21 protein-coding genes are annotated in these 25,106 nt (G+C 54.6%); 13 read left to right on the forward strand and 8 right to left on the reverse strand.

What is annotated here, in order from left to right; genetic code table 11:
* Window positions 1–7 precede the first annotated feature (7 nt).
* The 3 genes from FCS97_RS14255 to FCS97_RS14265 form a co-directional block, all read right to left on the reverse strand.
* Window positions 8–1,138, reverse strand: a complete 1,131-nt coding sequence (locus tag FCS97_RS14255; RefSeq protein ID WP_138519095.1) for a ferredoxin reductase — start codon at window positions 1,136–1,138, stop codon at window positions 8–10.
* A 93-nt stretch (window positions 1,139–1,231) separates the two neighbouring features.
* Window positions 1,232–2,401 (reverse strand): hydroxymethylglutaryl-CoA reductase, encoded by a 1,170-nt coding sequence (locus FCS97_RS14260; RefSeq protein ID WP_138519096.1) that lies wholly within the window; start codon window positions 2,399–2,401, stop codon window positions 1,232–1,234.
* Between the two features lie 11 nt (window positions 2,402–2,412).
* Window positions 2,413–2,829 (reverse strand): hypothetical protein, encoded by a 417-nt coding sequence (locus FCS97_RS14265; RefSeq protein WP_138519097.1) that lies wholly within the window; start codon window positions 2,827–2,829, stop codon window positions 2,413–2,415.
* 177 nt (window positions 2,830–3,006) lie between these two features.
* Between FCS97_RS14265 and FCS97_RS14270 the strand changes: the two genes are divergently transcribed.
* From FCS97_RS14270 to FCS97_RS14290, 5 genes are all read left to right on the forward strand, one after another.
* Window positions 3,007–3,654, forward strand: coding sequence for a TetR/AcrR family transcriptional regulator (locus FCS97_RS14270; RefSeq protein ID WP_138519098.1), 648 nt, complete (start codon window positions 3,007–3,009; stop codon window positions 3,652–3,654).
* On the forward strand, window positions 3,651–4,763 hold the full coding sequence (locus tag FCS97_RS14275; RefSeq protein WP_138519099.1) for an efflux RND transporter periplasmic adaptor subunit: 1,113 nt from the start codon (window positions 3,651–3,653) through the stop codon (window positions 4,761–4,763). Before FCS97_RS14270 ends, FCS97_RS14275 begins: the two co-directional genes overlap by 4 nt.
* Window positions 4,760–7,870: an efflux RND transporter permease subunit gene (locus FCS97_RS14280; protein ID WP_138519100.1), complete on the forward strand. Its 3,111-nt coding sequence runs from the start codon at window positions 4,760–4,762 to the stop codon at window positions 7,868–7,870. Before FCS97_RS14275 ends, FCS97_RS14280 begins: the two co-directional genes overlap by 4 nt.
* On the forward strand, window positions 7,867–8,646 hold the full coding sequence (locus FCS97_RS14285) for a nitroreductase family protein (RefSeq protein ID WP_138519101.1): 780 nt from the start codon (window positions 7,867–7,869) through the stop codon (window positions 8,644–8,646). The genes FCS97_RS14280 and FCS97_RS14285 overlap by 4 nt, the downstream gene beginning before the upstream one ends.
* Window positions 8,647–8,760: 114 nt before the next feature.
* Window positions 8,761–10,059: a GDSL-type esterase/lipase family protein gene (locus FCS97_RS14290; RefSeq protein WP_138519102.1), complete on the forward strand. Its 1,299-nt coding sequence runs from the start codon at window positions 8,761–8,763 to the stop codon at window positions 10,057–10,059.
* On the opposite strand, the gene FCS97_RS14295 is transcribed toward FCS97_RS14290, so the two are convergent.
* From FCS97_RS14295 to FCS97_RS14305, 3 genes are read right to left on the reverse strand one after another with little or no spacing between them, the layout of a single operon-like run.
* Window positions 10,056–11,378, reverse strand: a complete 1,323-nt coding sequence (locus FCS97_RS14295) for an NADH:flavin oxidoreductase/NADH oxidase family protein (RefSeq protein ID WP_138519103.1) — start codon at window positions 11,376–11,378, stop codon at window positions 10,056–10,058. The genes FCS97_RS14290 and FCS97_RS14295 overlap by 4 nt on opposite strands.
* A gap of 3 nt (window positions 11,379–11,381) precedes the next feature.
* Window positions 11,382–12,038 (reverse strand): DUF6989 domain-containing protein, encoded by a 657-nt coding sequence (locus tag FCS97_RS14300; protein WP_138519104.1) that lies wholly within the window; start codon window positions 12,036–12,038, stop codon window positions 11,382–11,384.
* Window positions 12,035–12,667, reverse strand: coding sequence for a TetR/AcrR family transcriptional regulator (locus FCS97_RS14305; protein WP_138519105.1), 633 nt, complete (start codon window positions 12,665–12,667; stop codon window positions 12,035–12,037). The genes FCS97_RS14300 and FCS97_RS14305 overlap by 4 nt, the downstream gene beginning before the upstream one ends.
* Before the next feature lie 86 nt (window positions 12,668–12,753).
* Here FCS97_RS14305 and FCS97_RS14310 point away from each other — a divergent pair, with 86 nt between their 5' ends.
* Window positions 12,754–13,809, forward strand: coding sequence for an MBL fold metallo-hydrolase (locus tag FCS97_RS14310; RefSeq protein ID WP_138519106.1), 1,056 nt, complete (start codon window positions 12,754–12,756; stop codon window positions 13,807–13,809).
* Here FCS97_RS14310 and ppnP read toward each other — a convergent pair whose 3' ends face one another.
* Entirely contained in the window at window positions 13,810–14,121 is a 312-nt protein-coding gene (ppnP, locus tag FCS97_RS14315; RefSeq protein WP_138519107.1) for a pyrimidine/purine nucleoside phosphorylase, read from the reverse strand.
* A gap of 271 nt (window positions 14,122–14,392) precedes the next feature.
* On the opposite strand from ppnP, the gene FCS97_RS14320 reads away from it, so the two are divergent.
* The 5 genes from FCS97_RS14320 (at window position 14,393) to FCS97_RS14340 (ending at window position 20,635) form a co-directional block, all read left to right on the forward strand.
* Window positions 14,393–15,637 (forward strand): hypothetical protein, encoded by a 1,245-nt coding sequence (locus FCS97_RS14320; protein WP_138519108.1) that lies wholly within the window; start codon window positions 14,393–14,395, stop codon window positions 15,635–15,637.
* Between the two features lie 15 nt (window positions 15,638–15,652).
* Entirely contained in the window at window positions 15,653–17,203 is a 1,551-nt protein-coding gene (locus tag FCS97_RS14325) for a hypothetical protein (RefSeq protein ID WP_138519109.1), read from the forward strand.
* 100 nt (window positions 17,204–17,303) lie between these two features.
* Window positions 17,304–18,392: an NAD(P)H-dependent flavin oxidoreductase gene (locus FCS97_RS14330; RefSeq protein ID WP_138519110.1), complete on the forward strand. Its 1,089-nt coding sequence runs from the start codon at window positions 17,304–17,306 to the stop codon at window positions 18,390–18,392.
* Window positions 18,393–18,510: 118 nt separating this feature from the next.
* Window positions 18,511–20,190, forward strand: a complete 1,680-nt coding sequence (locus FCS97_RS14335; RefSeq protein ID WP_138519111.1) for a GMC family oxidoreductase — start codon at window positions 18,511–18,513, stop codon at window positions 20,188–20,190.
* 7 nt (window positions 20,191–20,197) lie between these two features.
* On the forward strand, window positions 20,198–20,635 hold the full coding sequence (locus tag FCS97_RS14340; RefSeq protein WP_138519112.1) for an acyl-CoA thioesterase: 438 nt from the start codon (window positions 20,198–20,200) through the stop codon (window positions 20,633–20,635).
* Between the two features lie 39 nt (window positions 20,636–20,674).
* Here FCS97_RS14340 and FCS97_RS14345 read toward each other — a convergent pair whose 3' ends face one another.
* Window positions 20,675–21,835 carry an alkane 1-monooxygenase gene (locus FCS97_RS14345; protein ID WP_138519113.1) on the reverse strand — a complete coding sequence of 387 codons (1,161 nt, stop codon included), beginning with the start codon at window positions 21,833–21,835 and terminating at the stop codon, window positions 20,675–20,677.
* 122 nt (window positions 21,836–21,957) lie between these two features.
* Here FCS97_RS14345 and FCS97_RS14350 point away from each other — a divergent pair, with 122 nt between their 5' ends.
* Together FCS97_RS14350 and FCS97_RS14355 are read left to right on the forward strand one after the other, a co-directional pair.
* Entirely contained in the window at window positions 21,958–22,992 is a 1,035-nt protein-coding gene (locus tag FCS97_RS14350) for an AraC family transcriptional regulator (protein ID WP_138519114.1), read from the forward strand.
* A 92-nt stretch (window positions 22,993–23,084) separates the two neighbouring features.
* The gene (locus tag FCS97_RS14355; protein ID WP_138519115.1) at window positions 23,085–25,100 is read left to right on the forward strand and encodes an NADPH-dependent 2,4-dienoyl-CoA reductase; all 2,016 of its coding nucleotides are present in this window, start codon (window positions 23,085–23,087) and stop codon (window positions 25,098–25,100) included.
* Window positions 25,101–25,106 lie beyond the last annotated feature (6 nt).

The following is a 25,106-nucleotide window of genomic DNA, read 5'->3' on the forward strand; positions in this document are numbered from 1 at the left end:
CTCCTGCTTACACTTCAATTTCTGCGTCGCCCACGGCAGCGCACACGCAAATCTGAATCACTTGCCCGGTTTCGTTGATTAGCGCGTTGGTTCGCAAATCGCGCACGCAACCACTGGCCAGTTTCACATCGCAACCATGGCAAATACCCATTCGGCAGCCGTGCTCGGGGTTCAAGCCCGAATCTTCGGCCAGGCGAAGCAGGTTGGTTTCACCGTCTGAATTCGCTGTCACATTGCTGTTCAGGAATTTCACAACCCCTGTTTTTACCTCGGTAGGAACCCCCGCCAGTTGCGCGCGGAATCGCTCGGTGTGCACTTGTCGGCTCAAGCCTTCGGCCTCGTAGAGTTGCTCGATGGAGTCCAGCATGGCCTGTGGGCCACAGGCGTACACATCGCGTTTGCGCCAGTCTGGGCAAAGCTGTTCCAGCTGTTCCTTGGAGAAGTGAGGGCGTTTGCCTGTAATTTCTTCGGGTTTTTGGCCGGGCTCACGGGTGTGCACCAGGTTCAGCTTGTACAACTTTTGTTGGTCTGAAATTTCTTTCAGCTCACGCCCAAAAATCACATCGTAAGTGTGGGGCGCATAGTGAATGTGCACGGTGTTGGGCATGCGTTCTTGCAGCACCAGGCTGCGCAACATGCTCATAATCGGTGTAATGCCACTGCCTGCGGTAATGAACAAGGGCAGCACAGGCTGTGCGTCGGGCAGGTAAAAATCGCCTTGTGGCACGCCAATCGGCACGTAATCGCCCACCTTCAGTTTGCGCACCAGGTGGTGCGACATGCGGCCATTGTCGATGGCTTTCACGGTGATGGTGAAGCAGCCGTCGTTGCGTTCTGGTGCCGAGCTGATGGAGTAGGTGCGGGTGAAATGCTGGCCGCCAATGGGCACACCAATGCGCAAATGCTGGCCGGGGCGGTGGCTTCGCCAGTTCAGCCCGGGGCGCAGTGTGATGGTGCGTGAATCAGAGGTTTCGTCCCACACGGCCTCAACCCGGGCTTGTAAAGCATGCGTGCTCCACAGCGGGTTGACCAGTTCAATGTAGTGGGAAGTTCGAAGCGGGAATGCAAAGGCGTCAGAGACTTTCGTCACGAGGCCAGTGATTCGGTTGAACAGCGTGGGTCCTGCCTGAGCCTGCATTCTGTCTCCTCGTTTTTGTATTGTAAAACGAGTGTGCACTGAAACACATTGCAAGTCATTCCGCACTGCACCAGCGGTCGGTGTTTTGCTGACCTAGCGATTCCGGCCGTAAGCGTCGTGGGAGGAAACCCACTCGTCCGCCAGTATGGCTGACAACAGCGACAAATCGCCGGCAAGCACTGTGGCACCTACAATCTCTGCCAGTTTGCGAGCCTTACCAGTGCCTTCACAGCCCAACATTTTCAGGCATTCTGCCTGGGTGGCCAGGCCAGTACCGCCGCCCTTGGTGGCACAAATTACCGAGGGCAATGTGACAGAAAAATACAAATCCCCGTCGGCTGTAATATCCATGAACACCATGCCGGTGTGGCTTTCTACTACATTGGCCTCGTCTTGCCCAGTGGCAATGAACAAGGCTGCAATGCCGTTGGCCGAGTGGGGGCCGCTGTAGGCGCTGCCCGCAAGTTGGGCGCCAATTGCACTGCGCTGGCGTTGCTTGAAAATTATTTCCGGTGTGGTGCGGGCAAGTCGCTGAAGCACTTCGCGTTTGATTGTGGCTTCTGCAATCACTCGCTTGCCCCGGCTGTGCAGCAGATTCATGTGCGAATGTTTTTTGTCGGTTTCAATTGCACCGCTCAGCGCAAAGTAACTAATGGCCTCAGGGCTGTTTTTCAACACCCACTGGCAGGCAGCATGCGTGGCCTTGCCGCACATGTTTTGCCCGGCTGCATCGCCCGTGGTGTAGTTAAAGCGGGTGTACACCATGCGTGCCACTTGCCAGGTTTGAATGTGCTCCAGCTTGCCAAAGCCTGTGGTTTTTTCAGCCTCGGCTTTGACCGTGGGCAATTTCAGATTGAGCCAGCTCAAAAACCGTTTGGCCGCACGGGCGTCCTCGAATTCAAACAGCGGGGCGCGTTGCATGAATTCTTCAGCCACGGTTACTTTGACACCGCCCGATTCACTCACCATGCGCATGCCCCGGCTGTAGCTGGCCACCAGCGTGCCTTCGGTGGTGGCCAGTGGTACATAAAACCAGCCTTGGGCATGTTCGCCGTTGATCAGCACAGGCCCGGCCACGCCCACCGGCATCTGCACCACGCCAATGAAATTCTCGGTATTGCTTTTCAGGCTTTCAGGGGGCAGGGAATAGGTGCCAGTGTGTTGCAGGCTGGCACCGGTTTGCTGCGTTAAAAATTCACGGCGTGCTTTGGCGGCTTCTTCTGAGTAGTTGTCCTCAAAGCGCGGAATGGGTGTGCGGGTCATGCCAAGTCCTTTTATTTGCGTTTGGTCTTGGCAACCCGGCTAACCGCTGCAATCGATTCCTCATAGCCACTCACCAGTTTGCCAATATTCTCCAGCTTGGCCTTCAGCACATCCAGTTCCATTTGGGTGCGGTCCAGCTTCATGGTCAGGTGGGCGTTGTCTTTTTCCAGGACCACCATGGCTTTGCTCAGCTCCCGGTTTTCCTGTTCCAGTTCTTTGTTGGCCTGGTACATTTTCAGCAGGTTGGCTTGCAGGCCTTTCACCTTGTCCTGAACACCGTCTACTGTTTGCTTGATGCCGGTTTCAAACTGGTTCACCTGGTCCACCACTGCGTTGATCAAATTGCCCGCCGGCAGGCTGGATGCCCTTTTTTGTGCTGCTGACTTCAGTTTTCGCAATGCATCGCTGCCTTTTTTCGCCACACCCATGTTGAGTCTCCGGTTTGTTGTTTTTTTGAATTTGCCAACAAAGAGTAGCAAGTTTCTCGAAAAAGGTGGTGTCGATTCGTTTCAATCCGAATAAATGGGGCCTTCGCCGTTGCTGTTTAATCATTCGTTTGATATATTTTTAAATCAATCGATTGAATTAATTTTCTGGATTCTTCCATGTTTCAAGACAAGCAGCAGTCTGCACGGCAAAAGCTGGTGCAGGCGGCACTCTCAACCTTCGCCGAAAAGGGCTATGAAGGCGCATCCACCCGCGAAATCGCCGAGAAGGCGGGCGCCAACATTTCTTCCATTCGCTATTACTTTGGCGACAAGGCTGGCCTTTACAGGGCCGCTTACACCGAACCCCTGTGCGGTACACCGTTCGAGCAGGGCATTCCGGATTTGAACAGCACCGATGTGGACAAGGCGTTGAGGCAATTGTTTCGGGACTTCCTTGAACCCTTAAAGCACGGCGAAACCTTTCGCTTGGTGATGAAATTGCATTTCCGCGAAATGATTGAACCCACCGGTGCCTGGGAGCATGAAATTGACGCTGAAATCAAGCCACAGCACATGGCCCTGGTGAACATGCTGACCGCTTATTTTGATTTGACCAAACCCGACCTGGACATTCAACGCTTGGCCTTCGCCATGATGGGCATGGCTGTGAATTTTTATGTGGCTCAGGATGTGGTCGACGTGATCTGCCCCAAACTCATGAACAACGCCAAGGCCATCGACACACTCAGTGATCGCTTGGCTGGCTACGCGCGCGCCATGCTGGATGGCGAAAGCAAACGACGCAAACAGGATTGCAGCAAATGAAAATTTCCATTTTTTTGATGAAGTACCCGGCCGCCTTGTTGGCAGGTGCCTTGTTCTTGGGTGCGTGTTCACCCGGTGCTGAGGAGGCTGCGCCAGTTGAAACAACAGAGACTGAAGCCCCCGGCAAAGCCAGTTTGTCGGTTGAACTGGCTGCAGTGGAGGAACGAGTTATTCCGCTGAAAATGTCGGTGAATGGCAGCCTGGCGGCCTGGCAAGAGGCCATCATCGCTTCGCAACTGAATGGTGTTCGCATCGATGCGCTTCGGGTTGAAGTAGGCGACACGGTGAAGAAAGGCCAAACACTGGCGGTGTTTGACCAACAAACCGTGAATGCCGATTTGGCACAGGCCCGTGCGGGTGTTGCTGAAGCGCAGGCCCTGTTTGATCAGGCCAAGCTGAATGCCGACATGATTCGCAACATCACCGACCAAGGTGCTGTGAGTGCACAAGAACGAAATCAGATCATGGCTGCTGAAAAATCTGCCCAGGCCCGTTTGTTGTCTGCCAAGGCTTTGCAAACCCAACAGGAAATTCGCCTGCGCAACACCGTTGTCACTGCGCTCGACGACGGGGTAATTAGCGCCCGCAGTGCCACGCTGGGTGCAGTACCCGCACCTGGGCAAGAACTCTTCAGATTGGTGCGCCAGCAGCGCCTGGAATGGCAGGCTGAGGTGACTGATGCCGAGTTGGCCCGCATTGCCGAAGGCATGGTGGTCACCGTGTTGAACAATGATCAAACCTTGATGGGCAAGGTGCGCACCATCAGCCCGGTGATCAATGCGCAATCCCGAACCGGCATGGTGTATGTCGATGTACCCGGTGCTTATGCCAAAGGTTTGAAGCCCGGAATGTACCTGCGGGGTGAATTTGATTTGGGCGAGCAAACAGCTGCGGTGCTTCCGCAAACAGCCGTAATAGAACGTGACGGGTTTACCTATGCCTTTACGCTGGACGAAGCCACGAGCAAAGTGCAGCGCATCAAGCTGCGTGTGAACAAGGCACAAGGTGAATTCATCGAGGTGCTGGAAGGTTTGAAGCCGGGTGACAAAGTGGTGAAAAGCGGTGTGGCCTTTCTGGCGCATGGTGATTTGGTGAAGGTGATTCAGTGAACGTCTCGACCTGGTCCATTAAGAATCCCATCCCGGCGGTGATGCTGTTTTTCCTGCTCACCGTGATGGGCCTGTACAGCTTTTCCAGCATGAAAATTCAGCAGTTCCCGGACATTGAACTGCCCACCGTGCTGGTCACAGCCAGCTTGCCTGGTGCATCGCCTTCGCAGCTGGAAAATGATGTCGCGCGAAAAATTGAAAACTCACTGGCCACGCTGCAACAGCTCAAACACATTTACACCAAGATTCAAGACGGCATTGTCAGCATCACGGTTGAATTCAACTTAGAGAAAGACACGCAAGAGGCGGTCGATGATGTACGTTCAGCAGTGTCTCGTGTGCGTGCAGATTTGCCCACCGATTTGCGCGACCCGGTGGTGAACAAACTGGAGTTGAGCGGTGCGCCAGTATTGGCTTACACCATTGCATCCACTGCATTTGATGAAGAGGGTTTGTCTTGGTATGTGGACGACACCATCACCAAAACACTCTTGAATGTGAAGGGTGTGGGTGCCGTGAACCGTGTGGGCGGTGTGACGCGTGAAGTGGTGGTTGAGCTTGACCCCCTGAAAATGCAGGCGCTGGGCGTGAGTGCGCTCGATGTTTCTCGCCAGTTGCGCAACACCCAATTGGAAACAGCGGGTGGTCGGGCTGATCTGGGCGTGGGCGAGCAACCCCTGCGCACCATTGCCACGGTGGACAATGCGAATCAGCTCAAAGAAATTTCAATCGTATTGAGCAATGGTCGCCGTGTGCAATTGCCTGAAATTGCGACGATTACGGACACCATTGCAGACCGGCGATCAGCAGCCTTGCTCAATGGTCAGGATGTGGTGGGTTTCGAAATTACCCGCAGCAAAGGCGCCAGTGAAGTGGAAGTGGGGCAGGGCGTTGAAAAGGCACTGGCCGATTTGCAAGCTCAACGACCCGACCTCACCATTGTTGAGGCATTCAATTTCGTCGAGCCAGTCGAGGACGATTTCGCCAGCTCCATGAAAATGCTCTACGAAGGTGCTTTCTTGGCGGTGGTGGTGGTGTGGTTTTTCTTGCGCGACTGGCGCGCCACATTTGTGTCGGCAGTGGCCTTGCCCTTGTCGATCATCCCTGCGTTTGCCGGCATGTACTACTTGGGATTTAGCCTGAATGTGGTGTCACTTCTCGCCATGTCGCTGGTGGTGGGTATTCTGGTTGACGATGCCATTGTGGAAGTGGAAAACATTGTTCGGCATTCCAGAATGGGCAAGAACCCGATTGATGCTGCACGTGAAGCGGCCGATGAAATTGGCCTGGCCGTGATTGCCACCACCTTCACACTGATTGCGGTGTTTCTGCCCACCGCGTTCATGAGCGGCGTGGCAGGCAAGTTCTTTGTTCAGTTCGGCTGGACTGCCTCGCTGGCAGTGTTTGCCTCACTGGTGGTGGCCCGAATGCTGACGCCCATGATGGCCGCATACATGCTGAAACCTGCCGGTCATGAAAGCGAGAAGAACGAACCCGGCAAAATGATGGCCCGCTACCTGGACTGGGTGCGTTGGGCTTTGGCCCATCGTTTAGTTACCTGTGTGGCAGCAGGCGCGTTTTTCGTCGGCTCAATCATGTTGATTCCCTTGTTGCCCACCGGCTTTATTCCGCCCGATGATTTGTCACAAACGCAGGTTTACATTGAATTGCAGCCGGGCAGCACTTACGAGCAAACCCGCAAGGCCGCCGAGAAAGCCCGTGAACTGATCAGCGAAGTGGAGTACGTGCGCAGTGTGTACACCACCATTGGCGGTGGTGCCGCCGGTACCGACCCCTTCATGATGAGCGGGCAGGCCGAGGTGCGCAAAGCCACTTTGACCGTGTTGCTGGATCCTCGCGGTGAACGCGCCGTGCGCAAGCAGGTGACTGAAACCCAAATGCGCGAGGCATTGAGCAATTTGCCTGGCGTGCGTTACAAGGTGGGCTTGGGTGCATCGGGTGAAAAATATGTGTTGGTGTTGTCAGGTGATGATGGTGAAGCCTTGTCAAAGGCCGCAGCTGAAGTCGAGCGTGATTTGCGCACCATTCCCGGCCTGGGCTCCATTGCATCAAGCGCAGCACTGGTTCGCCCGGAAATCTGGATCAGACCCGACTTTGCAAAAGCTGCCGATTTGGGCGTAAGCACCGCAGCCATGGGTGAAACCCTGCGCGTGGCCACAGTGGGCGATTACGATGCGGCTTTGCCCAAACTCAACCTGCCACAACGGCAGGTGCCCATTGTGGTTCGGCTGGACGATGAAGCCCGCAAGGATTTAAGTGTGCTTGAGCGATTGGCAGTGCCTTCCTCCAAGCCCGGCGTGCCCAGTGTGCCGCTGAATCAGGTGGCTACCTTGGGCATTAATGCCGGCCCTTCAGTGATCGACCGTTATGACCGCGCGCGCAATGTGAACTTTGAGATTGAATTACAAGGGCAACCCTTGGGCGATGTGACAGCAGCTGTTCAAGAATTGCCCAGCATCAAAAACCTGCCGCCCGGTGTGGCTCAGCGAAACATTGGCGATGCCGAGGTGATGGAAGAACTCTTTGCCAGTTTTGGTTTGGCCATGCTCACTGGTGTGTTGTGCATTTTTGTGGTGCTGGTGTTGTTGTTCAAAGACTTCCTGCAGCCGGTTACCATTCTTGCCGCATTGCCGCTCAGTTTGGGTGGTGCATTCGTTGGTTTGTTAATGGCTGGAAAAAGTTTTTCGATGCCTTCACTGATTGGTTTGATCATGTTGATGGGCATTGCCACCAAGAACTCGATTTTGCTGGTGGAGTACGCGATTATGGCGCGCAATGAAAAGGGCATGAGCCGCCTGGATGCGGTGGTGGATGCCTGTCACAAGCGTGCACGCCCCATCATCATGACCACCATTGCCATGGCCGCTGGCATGTTGCCGATTGCCATTGGCACGGGCGACGCCGACACCAGCTTCCGAAGCCCCATGGCCATTGCCGTGATTGGCGGCTTGATGACGTCCACTTTCCTCAGCCTTTTGGTGATTCCCGTGGTGTACACCTTGATGGATGATTTCGAGCACGGCATGAAGAATTTTTATCAGAAATTCGGTTCAATCTTTAAGCAGTCTGGAGCACGCAAAACATGAAAGCAGCAGCACGCAAATTCAAAACAATCGAAGTGGACGGCAAACAGCGCTATTACGAACCGGCACCCAAGGGTATTAGCGCAGCCAATTTCAAAAAGGTGGTCGAGAGCAGAAGGTCAGTGCGCAAGTTCACTGACAAACCGATCCCCAAGGAAGTGCTGGACGAATGCCTGGACATGGCTTTGTTGGCCCCGTGCTCATCAGGGCTGCAACCTTGGGAATTCTATGTGGTGAAAACGCCTGCCAAGAAGGCCAAACTGGTCACAGCCTGCTTGGGCCAACTGGCTGCAAAAACCGCACAGGAATTAATCGTGTGCGTGGCCCGCGTGGACCGCGTGAGCGACTTCTCGAGAAAAATGATCAAGGAATGGCCCATGCCCGAAGTGCCGACACTGGTGCGCCGGTATTACCAATTGATTCCTTACAACTATTCACCTGGCCCCTTGAACAGTTTTGCCATGGTGAAGAAGGCCGCATCGAATGTGGGTGGCTTGATCGCGCCTTTGCCACGTGGTCCTTACACCCGCAGTGAAGTGGAGCTGTGGGCAGCCAAAAGTGCAGCGCTGGCCTGCGAAAACCTGGTGCTTGCCTTGCGCGCGCACGGGTTCGACACCTGCATGATGGAAGGCTATGACGAAGCCCGGGTTCGCAAATTGTTGAAGCTCAATGATGACGCCTTCCCGATCATGGTGATTGGTGCTGGCGAACGGGCTGACGACGGTGTGTTCTGGCCTCAAATCCGCTTCGAGCGTGAATTGTTTGTACACGAAATTTAACAATGGATGCAGAACTACTTAGGTACATTTCTGCTGCGGCTATCCACGAATGTTGAAACACATCCACCAAGGCATCCTCTGAAGTATTAGCAGTATCACTTCAGGGGACATGTTTTGAATCACGGCACAATCAAAAAACTATTTTTGCCGCTGCTTGTATTGGCGGTGGCAGCTTGCTCGTCGGAATCGGATGGCACATCCGCAGGTACTTCTGGTACCAACACGCAGCCTTCCGGTTTGGCGTGCAACAGCAATTCCAATGCAGCCGATGGTGCACGCTGGATGTCGGCCTGGGGCGTCACCCATGTCACCGGCACTGCACCAGTGGACACCACTGTTCGAAACATTGCCCGTGTTACGGCCAGTGGGAATGCCATTCGAGTTCGATTGATTAACTTGAGCGATCAACCCATGCAAATTGGTGCTGCGGCTGTGGGTTTGCGTGAGGGGGCAACGGGCGCCAACCTGAAATTGAATACCAGCAAGCCACTTACTTTCAATTGCGGGCAAACCAGCGCCATCATTCCACCCCAAACCGAATCTTTTTACAGCGATCCCATTGCGTTCAAGGTCAACAATCAAGATGACCTGGCAGTGAGTTTGCATGTGAAAGGTGCCGACAATCCAGGTGAATTTGGTGCCACATGGATCGAGTCTTACAAATTGCCCAACGGCTCGGGCAATCAAACGCTGGAGGATTCTGGCGCAGGTTACGGCTTGATTGACGACAGCCGCTTTTCAACTCCGCCCGGTTTGCCGATCATGTGCAATGGTTGCACGGTGTACGCACTGCGGGACATCGAAGTGCTGACGAAAGATGCCAAGGGCGCGATGGTATTTTTGGGCAGTTCCAGTTTTCATGGGTTTAACACGAGTCAAAACGGTTTTAAGCGAATCAGTGATTTGCTGTCGGTTCGCATGTTGAATGAAATTCCACAAGGCCAACGCGACACCATTGTGAACCGGGGCATTGGCGGCGACACGCTGCAAAACGCCAGCGCAACGCGCTTGGCGCGCGACGTGTTCGACACTGTGGGTGTCAGTTCGGTGGTGGTTTGGGTGACCAACGATTTGTCCAGCCGCAGTGCCGATGAAATCATTGCCAATTACCAGGAGGTGATTGCAAAAGCCCATGCCAAGGGTATCAATGTGTATTGCCCCACCTGGATTCCTGGTGCGCAATCGTTGCAGGCTAACTTGAATGGTGAACGTGCCAAGCTCAATGACTGGATTTTAAACAGTGGTGAATGTGATGGGGTGGCGGATTACAACGCCGAGGTTGAAGCCCCCGGTGGCCTGACATTCTTGCCCCAATACAACAGTGGTGATTTCATTCACTCCAACGATGCAGGCCACGCCTTGTGGGCTGCAGCAACACCGTTGGGTGAGTGGGTGAAAAAGATGAAGCCTTAAGATTTGGCGCGTTTGACCCTAAATGCCGTGGTCCACTCGTTGAACAAATATTTGAAGAAGGCGCCGATCAGGCTCATGGAGGGCTTGGCCTCCAAGCCATCGGCCAGCCGGAAAATTTGTTGGTAGTACCAAGCTTGTGCACCTAGCACATTGATCAACTTCAACGGCAGTATTGGGCTCACTGGCGAAAATATACCTTTGTCGGCCAGCTTCAACATGTTTTCGAAACTGGCGGCGCGGTCAATTTTTCCATTCATCAATTGCTTGGGTGTGTCGGGGTGGGTGCACAGCGGGCGACCCAGTCCAATCACATCGCACACGCCGTCAGCCAGTGCCTCTTCCATGGCCTCGCGGCTTCTAAAACCACCAGTCACCATCAGGGGCATGGTGGCCACTTCGCGAATGGCTTTTGCATAGTTCAGGAAATAAGCCTCGCGCTTCTTGGTGCTCTCCCGCATCGCGGGTTGCTCGTCTTTCGCCGAATCAGCCGCACCGGTGTGGCCCAGCAAACGAGGCTGCTCGTAAGTGCCGCCTGAAATTTCAAGCAGATCGATTTTCTCGTCGTTTAGCCACTTCACCACCTGCAAACATTCTTCGTTCGAAAACCCGCCTTTGCGGAAGTCGTCTGAGTTCAGTTTCACAGCCACGGGAAACGCAGGACCCACCGCTTCGCGCACGGCACGCACGGCTTCCAGCAAAAAGCGCGCGCGGTTTTCCAGGCTGCCGCCCCATTGATCGGTACGCTGGTTGGTGATGGGCGAAAGAAATGAAGACAGCAAATAGCCGTGTGCGCCATGCACTTGCACACCGGTGAAGCCAGCCTCTTTGGCGATGCGGGCCACACGCGCAAAGCGTTGAATCAGGTCCAGAATTTCATCCTCGCGCAGCGCACGCGGTGCCGCATAGTTGCCCAGCAACTCAAGTTGAACTTCAGACGGTGCCACCGGTTTCGTGGTGACATAGCGCGGCGATTGTCGCCCGGCATGGGAAATTTGCATCCACAACTGATTGCCGTTGCTGGTGCCCGCTTTGGCCCAGGCGCGCAGGGCGTCCATGCCTTCAGGATCGCCATGCTCAGGGGCAGGGTCAATGGACACATTGCCGGGACGTTCCAGAATATTCCGGTCAATCAACACATTGCCAGTGATCAAAATACCGGCACCACCTTCGGCCCAGCGCTTGTACAAGGTGGCGTGTCGTTCGGTGGCTTGAAGCCTTGCATTGGCCACGCCCTCGGTCATTGCGGCTTTGCACAGCCGGTTGGGAACAACAACGCCACAAGGCAGGGTGAAGGGCTGTTTCAGTTCAATTGAGTTCATGTGTTAGCCAATCCAAAGCAGTGAAAGTGACAGCGCGCCGGCGTAAAAAACAGCCAAGGCCAAAGCGCCAGTAATTTGTTGAAGTGTTGATTGATTGCCCAGTACCTTCCACAGCCACAGGGCACCAATCGCCAGCAACATTTCTGGAATCAAGGGGTAAATGGCAAAGCCCTGCACCTGCAACACATCTTGTGCATGCCACAGGTTCATGGGCCGGGCAGCCCACTCCCAAATCAGGAATCCGCCCAGCGAAAGTGCGGCCACCACGGGGTAAGGCTTTTTGGTGGCCATTGCAAGCCAACACACCTGCCACAGCAGCATGATCCACAGCCCCATGAAGTACAGTGGCACCGCACCGCCGAGCCGGGGAATGCCATGGTCGGGAAAAGTCAATGTGCCCATGCGTTCAACCAGCATCCAGTCTGCGCAGGGCAGGGCGATCGACAAGGGCAATAAAAATTTCCACAAGCGCACCCATTCCCCATGGCCGCGCAGCACCCCAGCCAATGGCAGGGCAATGTTGTAGGCCAGCGCAAAAACCACCAGTGTTACACCCAGTGCCGTGCCCGATGTGTTCAGTGCAACCGGAATGGCAATTGCAAAAAATGCGGCGTGAAACAGCAGGGCGTCGCGCACGCCTTTTGAATCTACCTGCTTCATCGTGCCGCCCCTCGAATCAATGCATTCAAAATGTTGATGATTTCTTCACTGAGTTCCGGAATGTCGGGCGGGTTGTCCAGCATCAGCCACTCTGCCAGCAATTCATTGATGCCGCCCACCAAGGCCACACTCACCAGGTGGTAATTGCGTTTGGGCAGGTCCCCGCGTTCAACCAGGCTGCCCAAGTAGGCCTCAATCAATCCAGCCATGTCGTGAATGGCCTCCCGCCTGCGGGCTTCCATTTGCGGGCTTACGCCAACAACCTCCAGCACGCCCACTCGTGCATGGCGTGCGTCTTCGAGGTAATGTTGCACCATGGCGCTAACGGCCAATGGAATTTGTTCGGACAAATTCAGTTCGGGTGCTGACATGGCTTTCAACACACCTGCACGAAGATCTGCGATGATGTTGTCGTACAGCGCACGAAGTATCGCCTCGCGACTGTCAAACAGTTGGTAGAAGTGGCGAGCCGTTACTTTGGCTTCGCTGCACAAGGCTTCAATCGTGGTTCGCGAATAGCCTTGTCGCGCAAACAGTTCCAGCGCTGCGGCCAACAGGCGTTCTCTTCTTTCTTCGGCACGTTGCTCAGCGGCAACGCCCCCGTAAGCCCGCGTGGGTGTTTTGCTCATTCAGGTTTCACTTTTGACAAGATTTCTTGTCCAAATTATAGTGAGCTTGTTTCACAAAGCGCAACCATTGATTGAGGGCAATCACCATGTTCACACGCATCGGTCATTTCGACGGCACCCGAGAGGCCTTGCGCCCCATGCAGCGCGTGGACAATGTGCGCGAAGCGGCCAAGGACTTTCGCCGTGACATGCTGGCCAAGCCCCGAGTGCTTTTTTACAAAACCTTTGAGTTGGTGCGCGTGCCATACCCCAGCAAGTTTGCCTATTTGAATGCGTTTGGTTTGCCCACGCCTTTTGTTCACTTGTGCAACCGATTGTTTGTTATTCAGTTCTCCAGCAGTGAAGGTGTGAAAACTCTTTTGGTGAGTCCGTCCGATTGGGAAAACCAGCGTGCTACGCCGTTTTTTGCGCATCTTGACAAAAAAGCCGGTCCCTTGGTCGGCGTGATGGAAGCGCTGGTGCTAAAGAAAACATCCACCGTGTTGCAGTGTTTGGCGAGCATTGGCCTGCGCCCGGAAGACGTGGACTACATCACCTATGATCACCTTCACACACAAAATGTAAGCCGCTGGCTGGGTGCCAATGGGCAGGCGCCCATTTTCCCGAATGCGAAGTTGTTGGTGATGCGTGAAGAGTGGGAAAGTGCGCAGGCCTTGATTCCCTGGCAAAACCAGTGGTACTGCCCACAGGGCACACAGGGCATTGCACCGGAGCGCATTGAATTGCTCGATGAGAGTGTTTGGCTGGGTGACGGTGCGGTGGCGCTGGTGCGCACAAAAGGCCACACCGAGGGCAATCATTCGATTGTTGCGCACACCGAGCAGGGGTTGTTGGTGACCAGTGAAAACGGCGTCAGCCTCGACGCCTACGAGCCCAAGCACTCAAGCATCAGCGGGCTTGCTGACTTTGCGAAAAGAACCGGGGCTGAAGTGATCATCAACGGCAACACGCAGGAATATGTGGTGGATCAGTACATTTCCATGGTGCAGGAAAAAAATATCGCCGGACCAAGCCCTGTGGATGAGCGTTTTCCAAATGTGGTGCCGTCTTCCGAATCTCAGCCCTACTGGCTGTTTCCCGGGACTGCCCCTACCTTACGCACGGGCAGTCTGGAATTTGGAAAGTTCGTGGTGCCTGCCTAGTTACTTGATGTAGCTGCAGCAATAATCCACTGGCGTTTTCACTTTCAATTGAAACTTGGCATTGGCTGGTACTTCAAAAGACTGGCCGCTTTGAATGTTTTTCCAGCTTTCACCGGGCAAACACACATCCATATCACCTGCCAGAATTTCCATGATCTCTTTTTCCGCAGTGCCGAATTCATAATCGCCAGGCAGCATCACGCCCAAGGTTTTTTTCGTGCCATCGGCAAACAACACTGTGCGGCTGGTCACTTTGCCGTCGAAGTAAATATTGGCGGCTTTCACCACGGTCACATTCTCGAATTGAGCCATTTGATTTCCCCTTGATTGCAAAAAATTTGGATGCTGAATGATGCCTCAAATTCAGGGCATTGCGGCGCATCCTTTTCTGGTTTTTCTGCTTCTACTCCCCCCAATTTTGATCCCCCTAAATTGGTTTTTTCGTCGTTTTAATACAATTTTTTGAAAAATCCCCTACAACTTGTCAGTAAAAACCTTACATCTTAGGTATATTCGCTACCTAGAAATGGTTAACCAATAACAGTTAACCCCTATCAATCTGAACAAACAGCAAGGAATTCACATGTCGAACGAAATGGCCTCGGTGGGCATTTTGAAAACGCAAGCTGTGGGCGTGACCGTGCAGCGAATGGGTCAAACCCTGACCCTTGAACCCGGTGACCCTGTATTTTGGGACGACACGATAGTGAACAACAGCCGCCAGGTGGTGCAGGTGGACATGCCCGCATTGCACGCAAGCCACGGCGATGCCTTGCTTGAACTGGCACCCAATGCCTCGGCCAGGCTGGACGCGCTGGAGTCTGATGTGCCCGACGCGCCCGCACGCACCGAGGTGACGGCGCTGAGTGAAGGTGTTGAGCTTTACGAGGTGAGCGAAGCAGTGAACACGGCTGTGTTGTCACCGCAAGAAGGTGAATTCTCTGGCTTGGTGGGCGCAGGCTTGTTGGCTGGGGGTGCATCGGCCAGCACCGCCGCAGGTGTAATAGGTGCTGGCGTGCTTGGGGCCGCCGTGCTGGATGGCGACGATGACGAGGTGGTGGATACAGGTAACCCGACAACACCCACCGACCCAACTGATCCAACCGATCCAACCGATCCAACCGATCCAACCGATCCAACCGATCCAACCGATCCAACCGATCCGCCGGTGACGACCACCGAACTCACCGGGCTTGCCGGTTTGCTGGCGGATGTCGCAGACACCCTGGACAACAGCCTGGGCGAGATTCCGGGTTTGGGAATTTTGATCGATGGCTTGACTGATTTGCTGGGTAGCGGTCAAGGCGATTTAATTCCTCTGCCTGGTGGTTTGGCAGATGGTTTGGCGTTTCTTGGCGATGCAATCAAAGACGGTTTGGCCGACATTCCGGTGTTGGGCAGTCTTGGCGATTTGCTGGGCGGCGTTGTGGGTGGAACCACCACCACTGTATTGACGGGCGACACAGGTGGCGATGCACTGTCGGGCTTGTTGGGCGACCTCACCGGTGGCTTGGGCAATGCAGCCGATGCACTGCCCGGTCTGGAACAGTTTTCTGGATCCTTGGAAAGCATGGACACCTTGCCGGGCATGAACACCACCGATTTGTCACTGGCCTCCACTGTGATTCCCGCTGATTTGTTCAACAGCATCGTGTCGCAAATCACGCAAATTGATCTGTCTCTGTTCGGCATGAACAGCCAGTTTGACGCAGCCTCGGCTGCAATTTCCCCACGTGACTTCACCGATTTCTCCCAGTCCTCCTCTCCCATTAACTCCTCCGCAGCATTTGCTGAATCCATCGTGGTTCAAAACGCTGACTTTGCTTGATCCAAGGAATACACCATGAACTTCGACAGCCCAGTAGTAGCCTCTGTGACCAATATTGACGGTGATGTGTTTGTGAAGCGAAACGGCATTGAAACGCCGCTTCGTGAAGACATGGTGTTGCAAGCTGGTGACGTATTGCGATCCACCAGCAACTCGATTGCAGTGCTCAGCATTCCCGGTACACAGCAACAAATTCCGGCCTTTCTTGAAATTTCCAACGGTGGTGTGGCCACGTTGGGCTTCGATCCGGATGCCGGTTTAAACGGGCAAGTGGTGATTACATCCAATGCAGGCGATGGGCTGGGCAATGTCACGCTGGTGTCTGAATTTGACGGAGAAAACCAGGCGGCGGTGCTGGATGGTCAAGAGGCCACTGGCGAAATGAGCGGCTTGTTCGGCGCTGGTTTGTTGGGAGCAGGTGCCGGTGTGAGTGCATTGCCGGTTGCCGGCGCAGTCGGTGCGGCCGCCTTGTTTGCCGGGTCAGATGATGACAATGGTGGTGGCAGCGGTGGCGGTAACCCGGGTACTTTGCCCGCAGAAAATGCGGGTGGTCTTGCCGAAACAATCAGCGATCTGACCAACAACCTTGGCGAATTGGTCGAACCTGTGCCGGTGGTTGGCGACGTGGTTGACGCCGTCGGCAATGTGATTGAATCCACACTGGTGGGCAACAACAACGGTGGCGTGAACGGCATTTTGACTGGTCTGACCGATGGCTTGAGCAGTGGCCTGGAGGGTACACCCTTGGCGCCGGTGGCCAATGTGCTGGACATGGGGCTTGGCACCTTGACCGACCTGTTGGGCGTGGCCGCCAACCAGGTGAGTGGTTTCGGTGAAGGAACACCGCTGGCACCCGTGTCAGATTTGGTGGCCAGTTTGCTCGGTACCACTGGCCCCAACACCGGTGATGGTGTAGGCGGTGTGGTTGGCACTGTGGTGAATGTCACCGACAGCGTAGGGCAACTATTGGCACCAGTGCCTGTGCTTGGCGACATCGCAGGTACCCTGGGTGGAGCCTTTGATTCGGTGGCCACCGGCAACAACGACGGTGGTTTGGGCGGTATTTTGAGTGGTTTGGGTGGTGGGCTGGAAAGCAGCCTTGCATCCACGCCATTGGCGGTGATTGGTGAGGGAGGCAACACTTTGCTGAACACGGTGGGTGGCTTGCTGGGCGGTGTCGGCGATGCGGTTTCATCGGTGGGTGCAAGCACGCCCGCAGCGCCAGTCACCAATCTGGTTGGTGACCTTGCAGGTTCGCTGGGTGGCGATGTCAGTTCCGCCTTGGCGAATATTCCTTTTTTGGGTGGCGCGCTGGACAGTTTGACCAGCGGTTTGGGTGGCGGCGGCAGTTTGCTGGGCGACATTCCATTGCTGGGTGACCTTCCCGTGCTGGGCGATGCCTTGGGTGGTGGCTTGCTTTCCGGTGGCGATGCCGTCGGCGGTATTCCGGTGGTCGGCGACTTGTTGGGAGGCCTTACTTCCTCGATTAGCTCGACCAGCGGTGCCGAAGGTGGCTTGCTCGGCGGCTTGCCACTGCTGGGTGATTTGACCAAAACCCTGGGATAAAAGCTGAACTGCAAATACTTACGCTGCTTATCAGAATATCTCGGTTGATGTAATATTCATTGGATTGCCCGACCCGGCCCACTCGATCTACGGACAGCCCATGAAAACCCGCATCACCGAGATGTTCAACATTCAATACCCGCTGGTGTGCCCTGGCATGACCTACGTGGCCAATGCCGACCTGGTGGCAGCCACTGCGAATGCAGGCGGGCTCGGCATTCTGGCAATTGGGCATTTGAATCCGGAACAAACCCTGGCTGAAATTCGCAAGGTTCGAAGCCTGACCAACAAGCCTTTCGGCATTGGTTGTGCCTTGATCATGCCTGGCGCCCGTGAAAATCTTGAAGTGGCCCTGAACGAAAAAGTACCTGTAATCAATTTCAGTTTGGGTAGCCCTGCGGACGTGTGCAAGCGTGTGCATGACTACGGCGGTAAAGTGATTGTTACCGTGGTGAATGCCAAACATGCCTTGAAGGCCGAGCAGTCTGGCGCGGATGCCTTGCTGGTGACAGGCCATGAGGCCGCCGCACACGGCGGTGCTGTCACATCACTGGTGTTGGTGCCCGCAATTCGGCAGGTCACACAACTTCCAATTATTGCGGCAGGTGGTTTTGGCACAGGCGGTGGCGTGGTGGCTGCACTGGCACTGGGTGCAGACGGCGTGGCGATGGGCACACGCTGGGCCGCGTCGAAAGAAAGCCCGGTGCATGCCAACACCAAAGAATTGATTGTGAAAAAAGAAGTGGAAGAAACCATTTACAGCAAGAACTTCGACAGCATTCCTTGCCGGGTCATGACCACACCGAATTCCAAAAAAGTGATGTCCAAACCATTCAATCCCGTTCGTGCCATGTGGCGTGCTTACCTGGCTGCGCGTGAAATGAACAAGCCTTTGCTCGGCATTGTTAAAGACGTTTTTAAAATGGGCCTGGAGCAAACACTTACCGTTACTTTTTACGGTGCCGCTGTTTTGCAAATCAAAAAAGCCACCATAGATGGCAATCACACCCAAGGTGTACAGTTGATTGGTCAGGTGCAGGGCCTTGTGCAGGATGTACCCACGGTTGAGGAATTGACCCAACGCGTGATGCGAGAGGTGGAAGAGGCCTTGGGACAGATCAATCAGCTGGCTGGAAATGCGGTAAACACTGCACCTGCCACGCCAGAGAAGATCACGCGCATCGCTTGACCGGAATTATCAATTTTTTGTGTACTTCAGGGCGTTTCTTTTGACCCGGCATCCTCTATGATCAAGTGAGAAAATCACAAAGCCCGATCCAAGCGGGTTTGAAAATCAGGAGGAGCAGATGAAGACAGAACACGACTACATCGTGGTGGGTGGTGGTTCCGGTGGCTGTGCCATGGCAGGTCGCCTGAGTGAAGACTCAACGCTCGATGTATGCCTTCTCGAAGCCGGGGGCGACGGCACCGGCAACCTCATCAATATTCCCAGCGGTGCGGTGGCCATGTTGCCCACCAAAATCAACAATTGGGCCTTTGAAACCGTTCCGCAACCCGGATTGAATGGCCGTAAGGGCTACCAACCGCGCGGCAAAGCATTGGGTGGTTCTTCAGCCATCAATGCCATGGTCTACATCCGCGGCACAGCATCCGACTACGACCGTTGGGCCACCGAAGAAGGTTGCGCAGGTTGGTCTTACAAAGACGTGTTGCCTTACTTCAAACTCAGCGAATGCAATGAGCGTATTCGTGACGCCTACCACGGCAACAGCGGACCGTTGAATGTGGCTGATCTGCGCTCCGACAATCCGTTTCAACAAATTTATCTTGAGGCTGGCAAGCAGGCCGGTTTCAAAATTACCGAAGACTTCAACGGTGCAGACCAGGAAGGTGTTGGCATTTACCAGGTCACCCAGAAAAATGGCGAACGCTTCAGCGCTGCGCGTGCTTATTTGTTTCCGCACATGCACAGAAAAAACCTGACTGTGCACACCAAGGCCATGGTGCAGCGTGTGTTGTTTGAGGGCAAGCGTGCAGTGGGTGTTGAAGTGTCCATCAACGGTCAGCTTGTGGTGTTGAAGGCACGCAAGGAAATCATTCTGACTGCGGGTGCAATACAAACGCCGCAATTGCTCATGGTGTCGGGTGTGGGCGATTCTGCTGAGCTGGCCCGCCACGACATTGATGTGGTTCATCACCTGCCGGGCGTGGGCAAAAACCTGCAGGATCACCCTGACTTTATTTTTGGTTACTCGACCAAAAGCCTGGACACATTGGGTTTGTCCATACGCGGTGGCATTCGCTTGTTGCGTGAAATTTTCCGCTACCGCAAACACCGCCGCGGTGCGCTCACCAGCAATTTTGCGGAGGGTGGTGCGTTTTTGAAAACAAGCCCCGAACTTCAAGATCCCAACGTTCAATTGCACTTCGTTGTAGCCATGGTGGATGACCACGCCCGCAAAATGCACATGGGCCACGGCTTCTCCTGCCATGTGTGTTTGTTGCGCCCTCGCAGCCGCGGCAGCCTTACTCTGCAAGGCAACACCATGGACACACCACCGCTGATTGATATTGGTTTTCTGAAAGACCCGCGCGATCTGGACGAGTTGGTGGAGGGTTTCAAACTGACCCGGAAAATCATGCATGCACCGGCGCTGGCCAAGTGGATCGTGAAAGACAAATTCACCGAGAACGTGCACACCGACGACGAAATTCGTGAAGTGTTGCGCAACCGCGTGGACACGGTGTACCACCCCACGGGCACTTGCAAAATGGGCACTGATGCCATGGCAGTGGTGGATCCACAGCTGCGTGTGCACGGGCTTGAAGGCTTGCGCATTGTGGATGCTTCAGCCATGCCCAGCCTGATTGGTGGCAACACCAACGGACCGGTGATGATGATGGCTGAAAAAGCAGTCGACATGATTCGTGGTGTGTCGCGCGTGCCCGCACTTGAGCAGGCCGAGCAGAATGCCAAGGCGCGGCATGAACATTTGGCCCAGGCTTTGGTGCCGCAGCCAGTGTGAGTTTTTAATGAGCAAACCTTTTGAGTTTTTATTCAGGGTGCGTTACGGCGAATGCGACCCGCAAGGTGTCGTATTCAACGCCCGTTACGGTGACTACGTCGACTTGGCACTGACTGAATACATGCGCGCTGCCATGGGTGGCTACAACGAACTGGTGCGCATGGGGTTTGAAACGCAAGTGGTTCGCCTGCTCACCGAATGGAAAACCCCTGCGCGTTTTGATGACCTGCTGAAAACCAGTGTCTACCCGAGTCATTTTGGCAACACCAGCTTCAATTTGACATTTGAATTTCTAAACGCAGACACCAATGTTCTAGTGGCGACCGCACAAGCCACCTACGTGTTGGTGGACGCCAAAGCATTCACCAAACAATCAATTCCGGCTGAAATAAAAAGCGCCCTGCAAGAGGGCGCTGTGGGCAAGCAGATCAATCAGGCTGGCTAGTTTTGATCTGCGCATTCCCGCAGAATGAGCACCGCGCGATTACACGGCCAGCGAATAACGCTGAATGACACGTGCGCGCTTGCGTGGGTGAATGTTGATTTTCTGTGCATTCTTGCCCGCCACTTCCAGCAGCCTTGGGTTCATGATTGCGAACCACAGCGGTGGTACATAGGCCACCAAAAACATGCCGAAGTAACCTGAGGGCAGGCTGGGCAATTCCGGAAAATCACGCAGGGATTGATAGCTGCGCGCCGGGTTGGCGTGGTGATCGGAATGGCGCTGTAACTGAAACACCACCAGGTTTGAAACCAGATGATTGCTGTTCCACGAATGGTGTGGGGCACAACGCTCATACTCTCCATTGGGCAGCTTCTGGCGCATCAAGCCGTAGTGCTCAATGTAGTTGGCACTGGTCAACTGGAACGCACCCCAGAAGGCCACCACTGCCAGCACTGGCACCATGGGCCAGCCAAACATGGCGATCAGCGCGGTGTAAAGCACCAGTGTCATGGCGCCGGCTTGTAGCATTTCATTGCCAATATTCCAGCGGCTTTTGCCAGCACGTTCCAGGCGTTCGCCTTCCAGTTTCCAGGCGCGTTTGAAAGCACCGGGAATTTCGCGCAGCATGAATTCGTAAATGTGTTCACCCATGCGTGAGGTGGCCGGGTCTTCGGGTGTGGCTACATCACGGTGGTGTCCACGGTTGTGTTCAATCGAGAAGTGCCCGTAACCGCCCAGCGAGAGGGTAAACAGTGCCAAGGCTTTGTCCAGCTTGCGCTTTTTGTGGCCCATTTCATGGCCCAGGTTCAAGCCAAAACCCAGCAGTGAACCCGTTGTAATGGCCACTGCCAACCAGTGCAGCCAATGCAAATCGTGCGTGGCCAGAAACACCACATTGAACAAAAATCCGAAGGTGATAATTGGCACCAGCAAATAGGTGATCACACGGTAATACGTGGTGTTTTCCAGTTCAGGCACGGCCTGTTCCGGCGGGTTTTGTTTGTCTTCGCCAAACACGAAATCAAGTACCGGCAGGCCAATGTAGAAGAATGCCAAAAATATCCACAGCCACTGTGTGTGGCCTGTGTACAGGTACATGATTGGGCCGAGTGGCGCTGCAAATGGCGCGATGACCGACAAAAGCCAAAGGTATTTTTTGGGGTCTTTGTATTGCGTAGCGGGCATGGTGTTTGAAGTCATTTTTTGTGCACCGGGTTGTTCAGGATGGTTTCATCTTAGGCTTGCAAGGCCATAGACAACACCGCACAGGGTGGCATAAGATCGTCATAAAGTGACAAAAACAAAACACACGAGACAAACACTTGCCCAATTCCTTACACGATTCAACCGCAGCGCTTTTGCCAGCGTTGCACCCAGTCTACGCGCGTTTGCTGTGTGCTGAATTGCAGCGTCGCGGCCATACGCCTTCTGAAATTCTGGAAGGCCTGCCCTTGAATTGGCAGCAACTGCATGAAAGCAACCAGTTCATGAGTTTTGATCAAATGCGACAACTCATTGAGCGGGGCTTGCAGCTTAGCCAATGCCCCTGGCTTGGTTTGGAAGTCGGGTTACGCACCACTGCAACAGCCCATGGCACCTTGGGTGCTGCCATGATCGCCAGCAAGAATTTGCCCAGCGCCATGTTGCTGCTACAGCGCTATGCCGGTTTGCGCCAAAATCTGGCCAACTTGAAGTTTGAGCTGGAACCCGACTTTGCAGCAGTGCTCGAAGAGTGGGTCGACCTAGGCCCGGTGCGCGAATACTTGCACTGTCAGTTGCTGGGTGGCCTGGTGCAGCTGCTTACCGCACTCACCGGGCAAGAACTTCCGCCCCAGTTGCGCATTGAATGGCCGTTCGCAAAGCCCGCTTGGGCGCATGAATACCAACGCATTGCGCAACACAACAGCTTTGGTTTTTCTCAATTGCGGGTTGTGCTAAACAGCACGCTGGTGAACAGCCCCAGCCTGGCTGCCGACGACGAAGCCCTGCAGCGCTTGCTTCGCGACTGCGATGTGCAGCTTCAACGCTTGCAGCAAGGCGATACCCTGGCCCAACGCGTGCGCATGCAGTTGCAGAAAACGGAAGGGTCCATGCCCACCTTGCAAACCATGGCTGCCAAAGAAAACCTGACTGAGCGCACTTTCATGCGTCACTTGCAATCCGAGGGCACCAGCTTTCAGCAATTGCTCGACGAGGTGCGCCAAGAGCGCGCCTGTTGGCTGCTGGCGAACACCCACAACACGGTCGAAGACATCGCTTATGCCTTGGGCTACGAAGATGCGTCCAATTTCAGCCGAACCTTCAAGCGTTGGTGCGGACAAACGCCCAAAGCCTATCGTCAGGAACATTCATCGTGAATGTGTTTCGAGTGCCATAAATGATTTCTTATTGACGTAATATTCAGATAAATTTGTAATGTTTTTAGACCAACAACCGCCGAGGAATTGAAATGCACACCAAGTTACTAGAGCCCTTGAACCTCGGTTTCACCACCTTGAAGAACCGAGTCATCATGGGTTCCATGCACACCGGGCTTGAAGAAGAAGCGCCTGAAAAACTGGCTGCGTTTTTCGCCCGCCGTGCGCAAGGCGATGTGGGTTTGATGATCACTGGCGGCTTTGCCACTTCCGAAACTGCAGTGCTGTGGCCCGGCGCTGGCCGCATGACCAGTGAGCAAGATGCAGCACGCCACCGTACAGTGACTGATGCAGTGCATGCAGCCGGCGGCAAAATTGCCATTCAGTTGCTGCATGCGGGTCGCCAGGCCTACAACGTGAACATGGTCTCGGCTTCCGCCAAGCAATCGCCAATTTTTCCGTTCACGCCGCGAGAACTTACTGCGGCTGAAGTGGAGCAGGAAATTGACGGCTTTGCCAACTCGGCTGCATTTGCAAAAATGGCAGGTTACGACGGTGTTGAGGTGATGGGCTCCGAGGGTTATTTGTTGAATCAGTTTTTGACTGAACGCGGCAACGAGCGCACCGATGAATGGGGTGGTAGCTTCGAGAAACGCATGCGTTTCCCGCTGGAAGTGGTGCGCCGCATTCGCGCCAAAGTGGGGCCAGAGTTCATCATTGTGTATCGCATGTCCATGCTCGATTTGGTGCCCGATGGGCAAACGCTTGAAGAAACCCTGCTGCTGGCCCGTGAACTCGAAAAGGCTGGCGTCACCATTCTGAACACAGGCATTGGTTGGCACGAGGCAAAGATTCCAACCATTGCCACGCAAGTGCCGCGTGGTGCATTCACGTGGGCCACCCGAAAAATCAAGGAAGTGGTGTCGATTCCGGTTGCAGCGTCAAACCGTTTGAACATGCCCGGTGATGCCGAGCGCGTGTTGCAAAACGGCGATGCCGACATGATTGCCATGGCACGCCCATTCCTGGCAGACCCTGACTGGGTTTTGAAAACCAAAGAAAGCCGCGTCGATGAAATTAACACCTGCATTGGCTGCAACCAGGCCTGCCTGGACCACACTTTTGGCGGCAAGCGTTGCAGTTGTTTGGTCAATCCACAAGCCTGCCATGAAACCGAACTGATTTTTGTTAAAACAACTGCGAAGAAAAAGGTGGCCGTGGTGGGTGCTGGCCCGGCGGGCATGTCCTTCTCGCTGACTGCTGCGCAGCGCGGCCATGCGGTGACCTTGTTTGATGAAGCCAAAGAAATCGGTGGTCAGTTCAACATCGCCAAACAAGTGCCCGGCAAAGAGGAATTTCACGAAACCATTCGCTACTTCAACACCATGCTGAAGAAAGAGGGTGTGAATTTCCAGTTGGGCAAGCGCGTGTCAGCCGATGACTTGAAAGATTTCGATGAAGTGGTGTTAGCCACCGGCATTATTCCAAATGTGCCCAGCCTGCCGGGTGTAGATCACCCCAAGGTGATGGGTTATCTGGATGTGCTGAAGCACGGCAAACCAGTGGGTCAGCGTGTGGCCATTGTGGGTGGCGGCGGTATTGGTGTGGATACAGCCGAGTTTTTAACCCACCATGGTGTAGAGCAGTCGCCTTCCACCAGCATTGAAGATTTCTGCGAATTCTGGGGCATCGATCGCGAGCAGAAAGCACGCGGCGGCATCGCTGGCGTGAAAGCCAACCCTGAAAAAGCCACGCGCCAAATCACCATTCTCCAGCGCAAGCCCAAGAAAATTGCAGGCCCCGGCAAAACCACAGGCTGGATCCACCGCGCAGCGCTGGAAGCCAAAGGCGTTCGCTTGCTCTCGGGTGTTGAATACATCGGCGTTGAAGATGCGGGCTTGCGCATTCGTACCCCCGATGGTGCAGAACATTTGCTGGAAGTGGACAATGTGATTGTGTGCGCTGGCCAGCATCCCAATCGCGAGCTGGAAGAATCGGTCACTGCCTTGGGCAAGCCAGTGCACATTATCGGTGGTGCATTCAAAGCGGCTGAACTGGATGCAAAAGAAGCAATTAATCAAGGCGCGCGTTTGGCTGCGGTGGTGTAAGCAATT

It is taken from the genome of Limnobacter alexandrii (assembly GCF_005871185.1).
Lineage (GTDB): Bacteria > Pseudomonadota > Gammaproteobacteria > Burkholderiales > Burkholderiaceae_B > Limnobacter > Limnobacter alexandrii.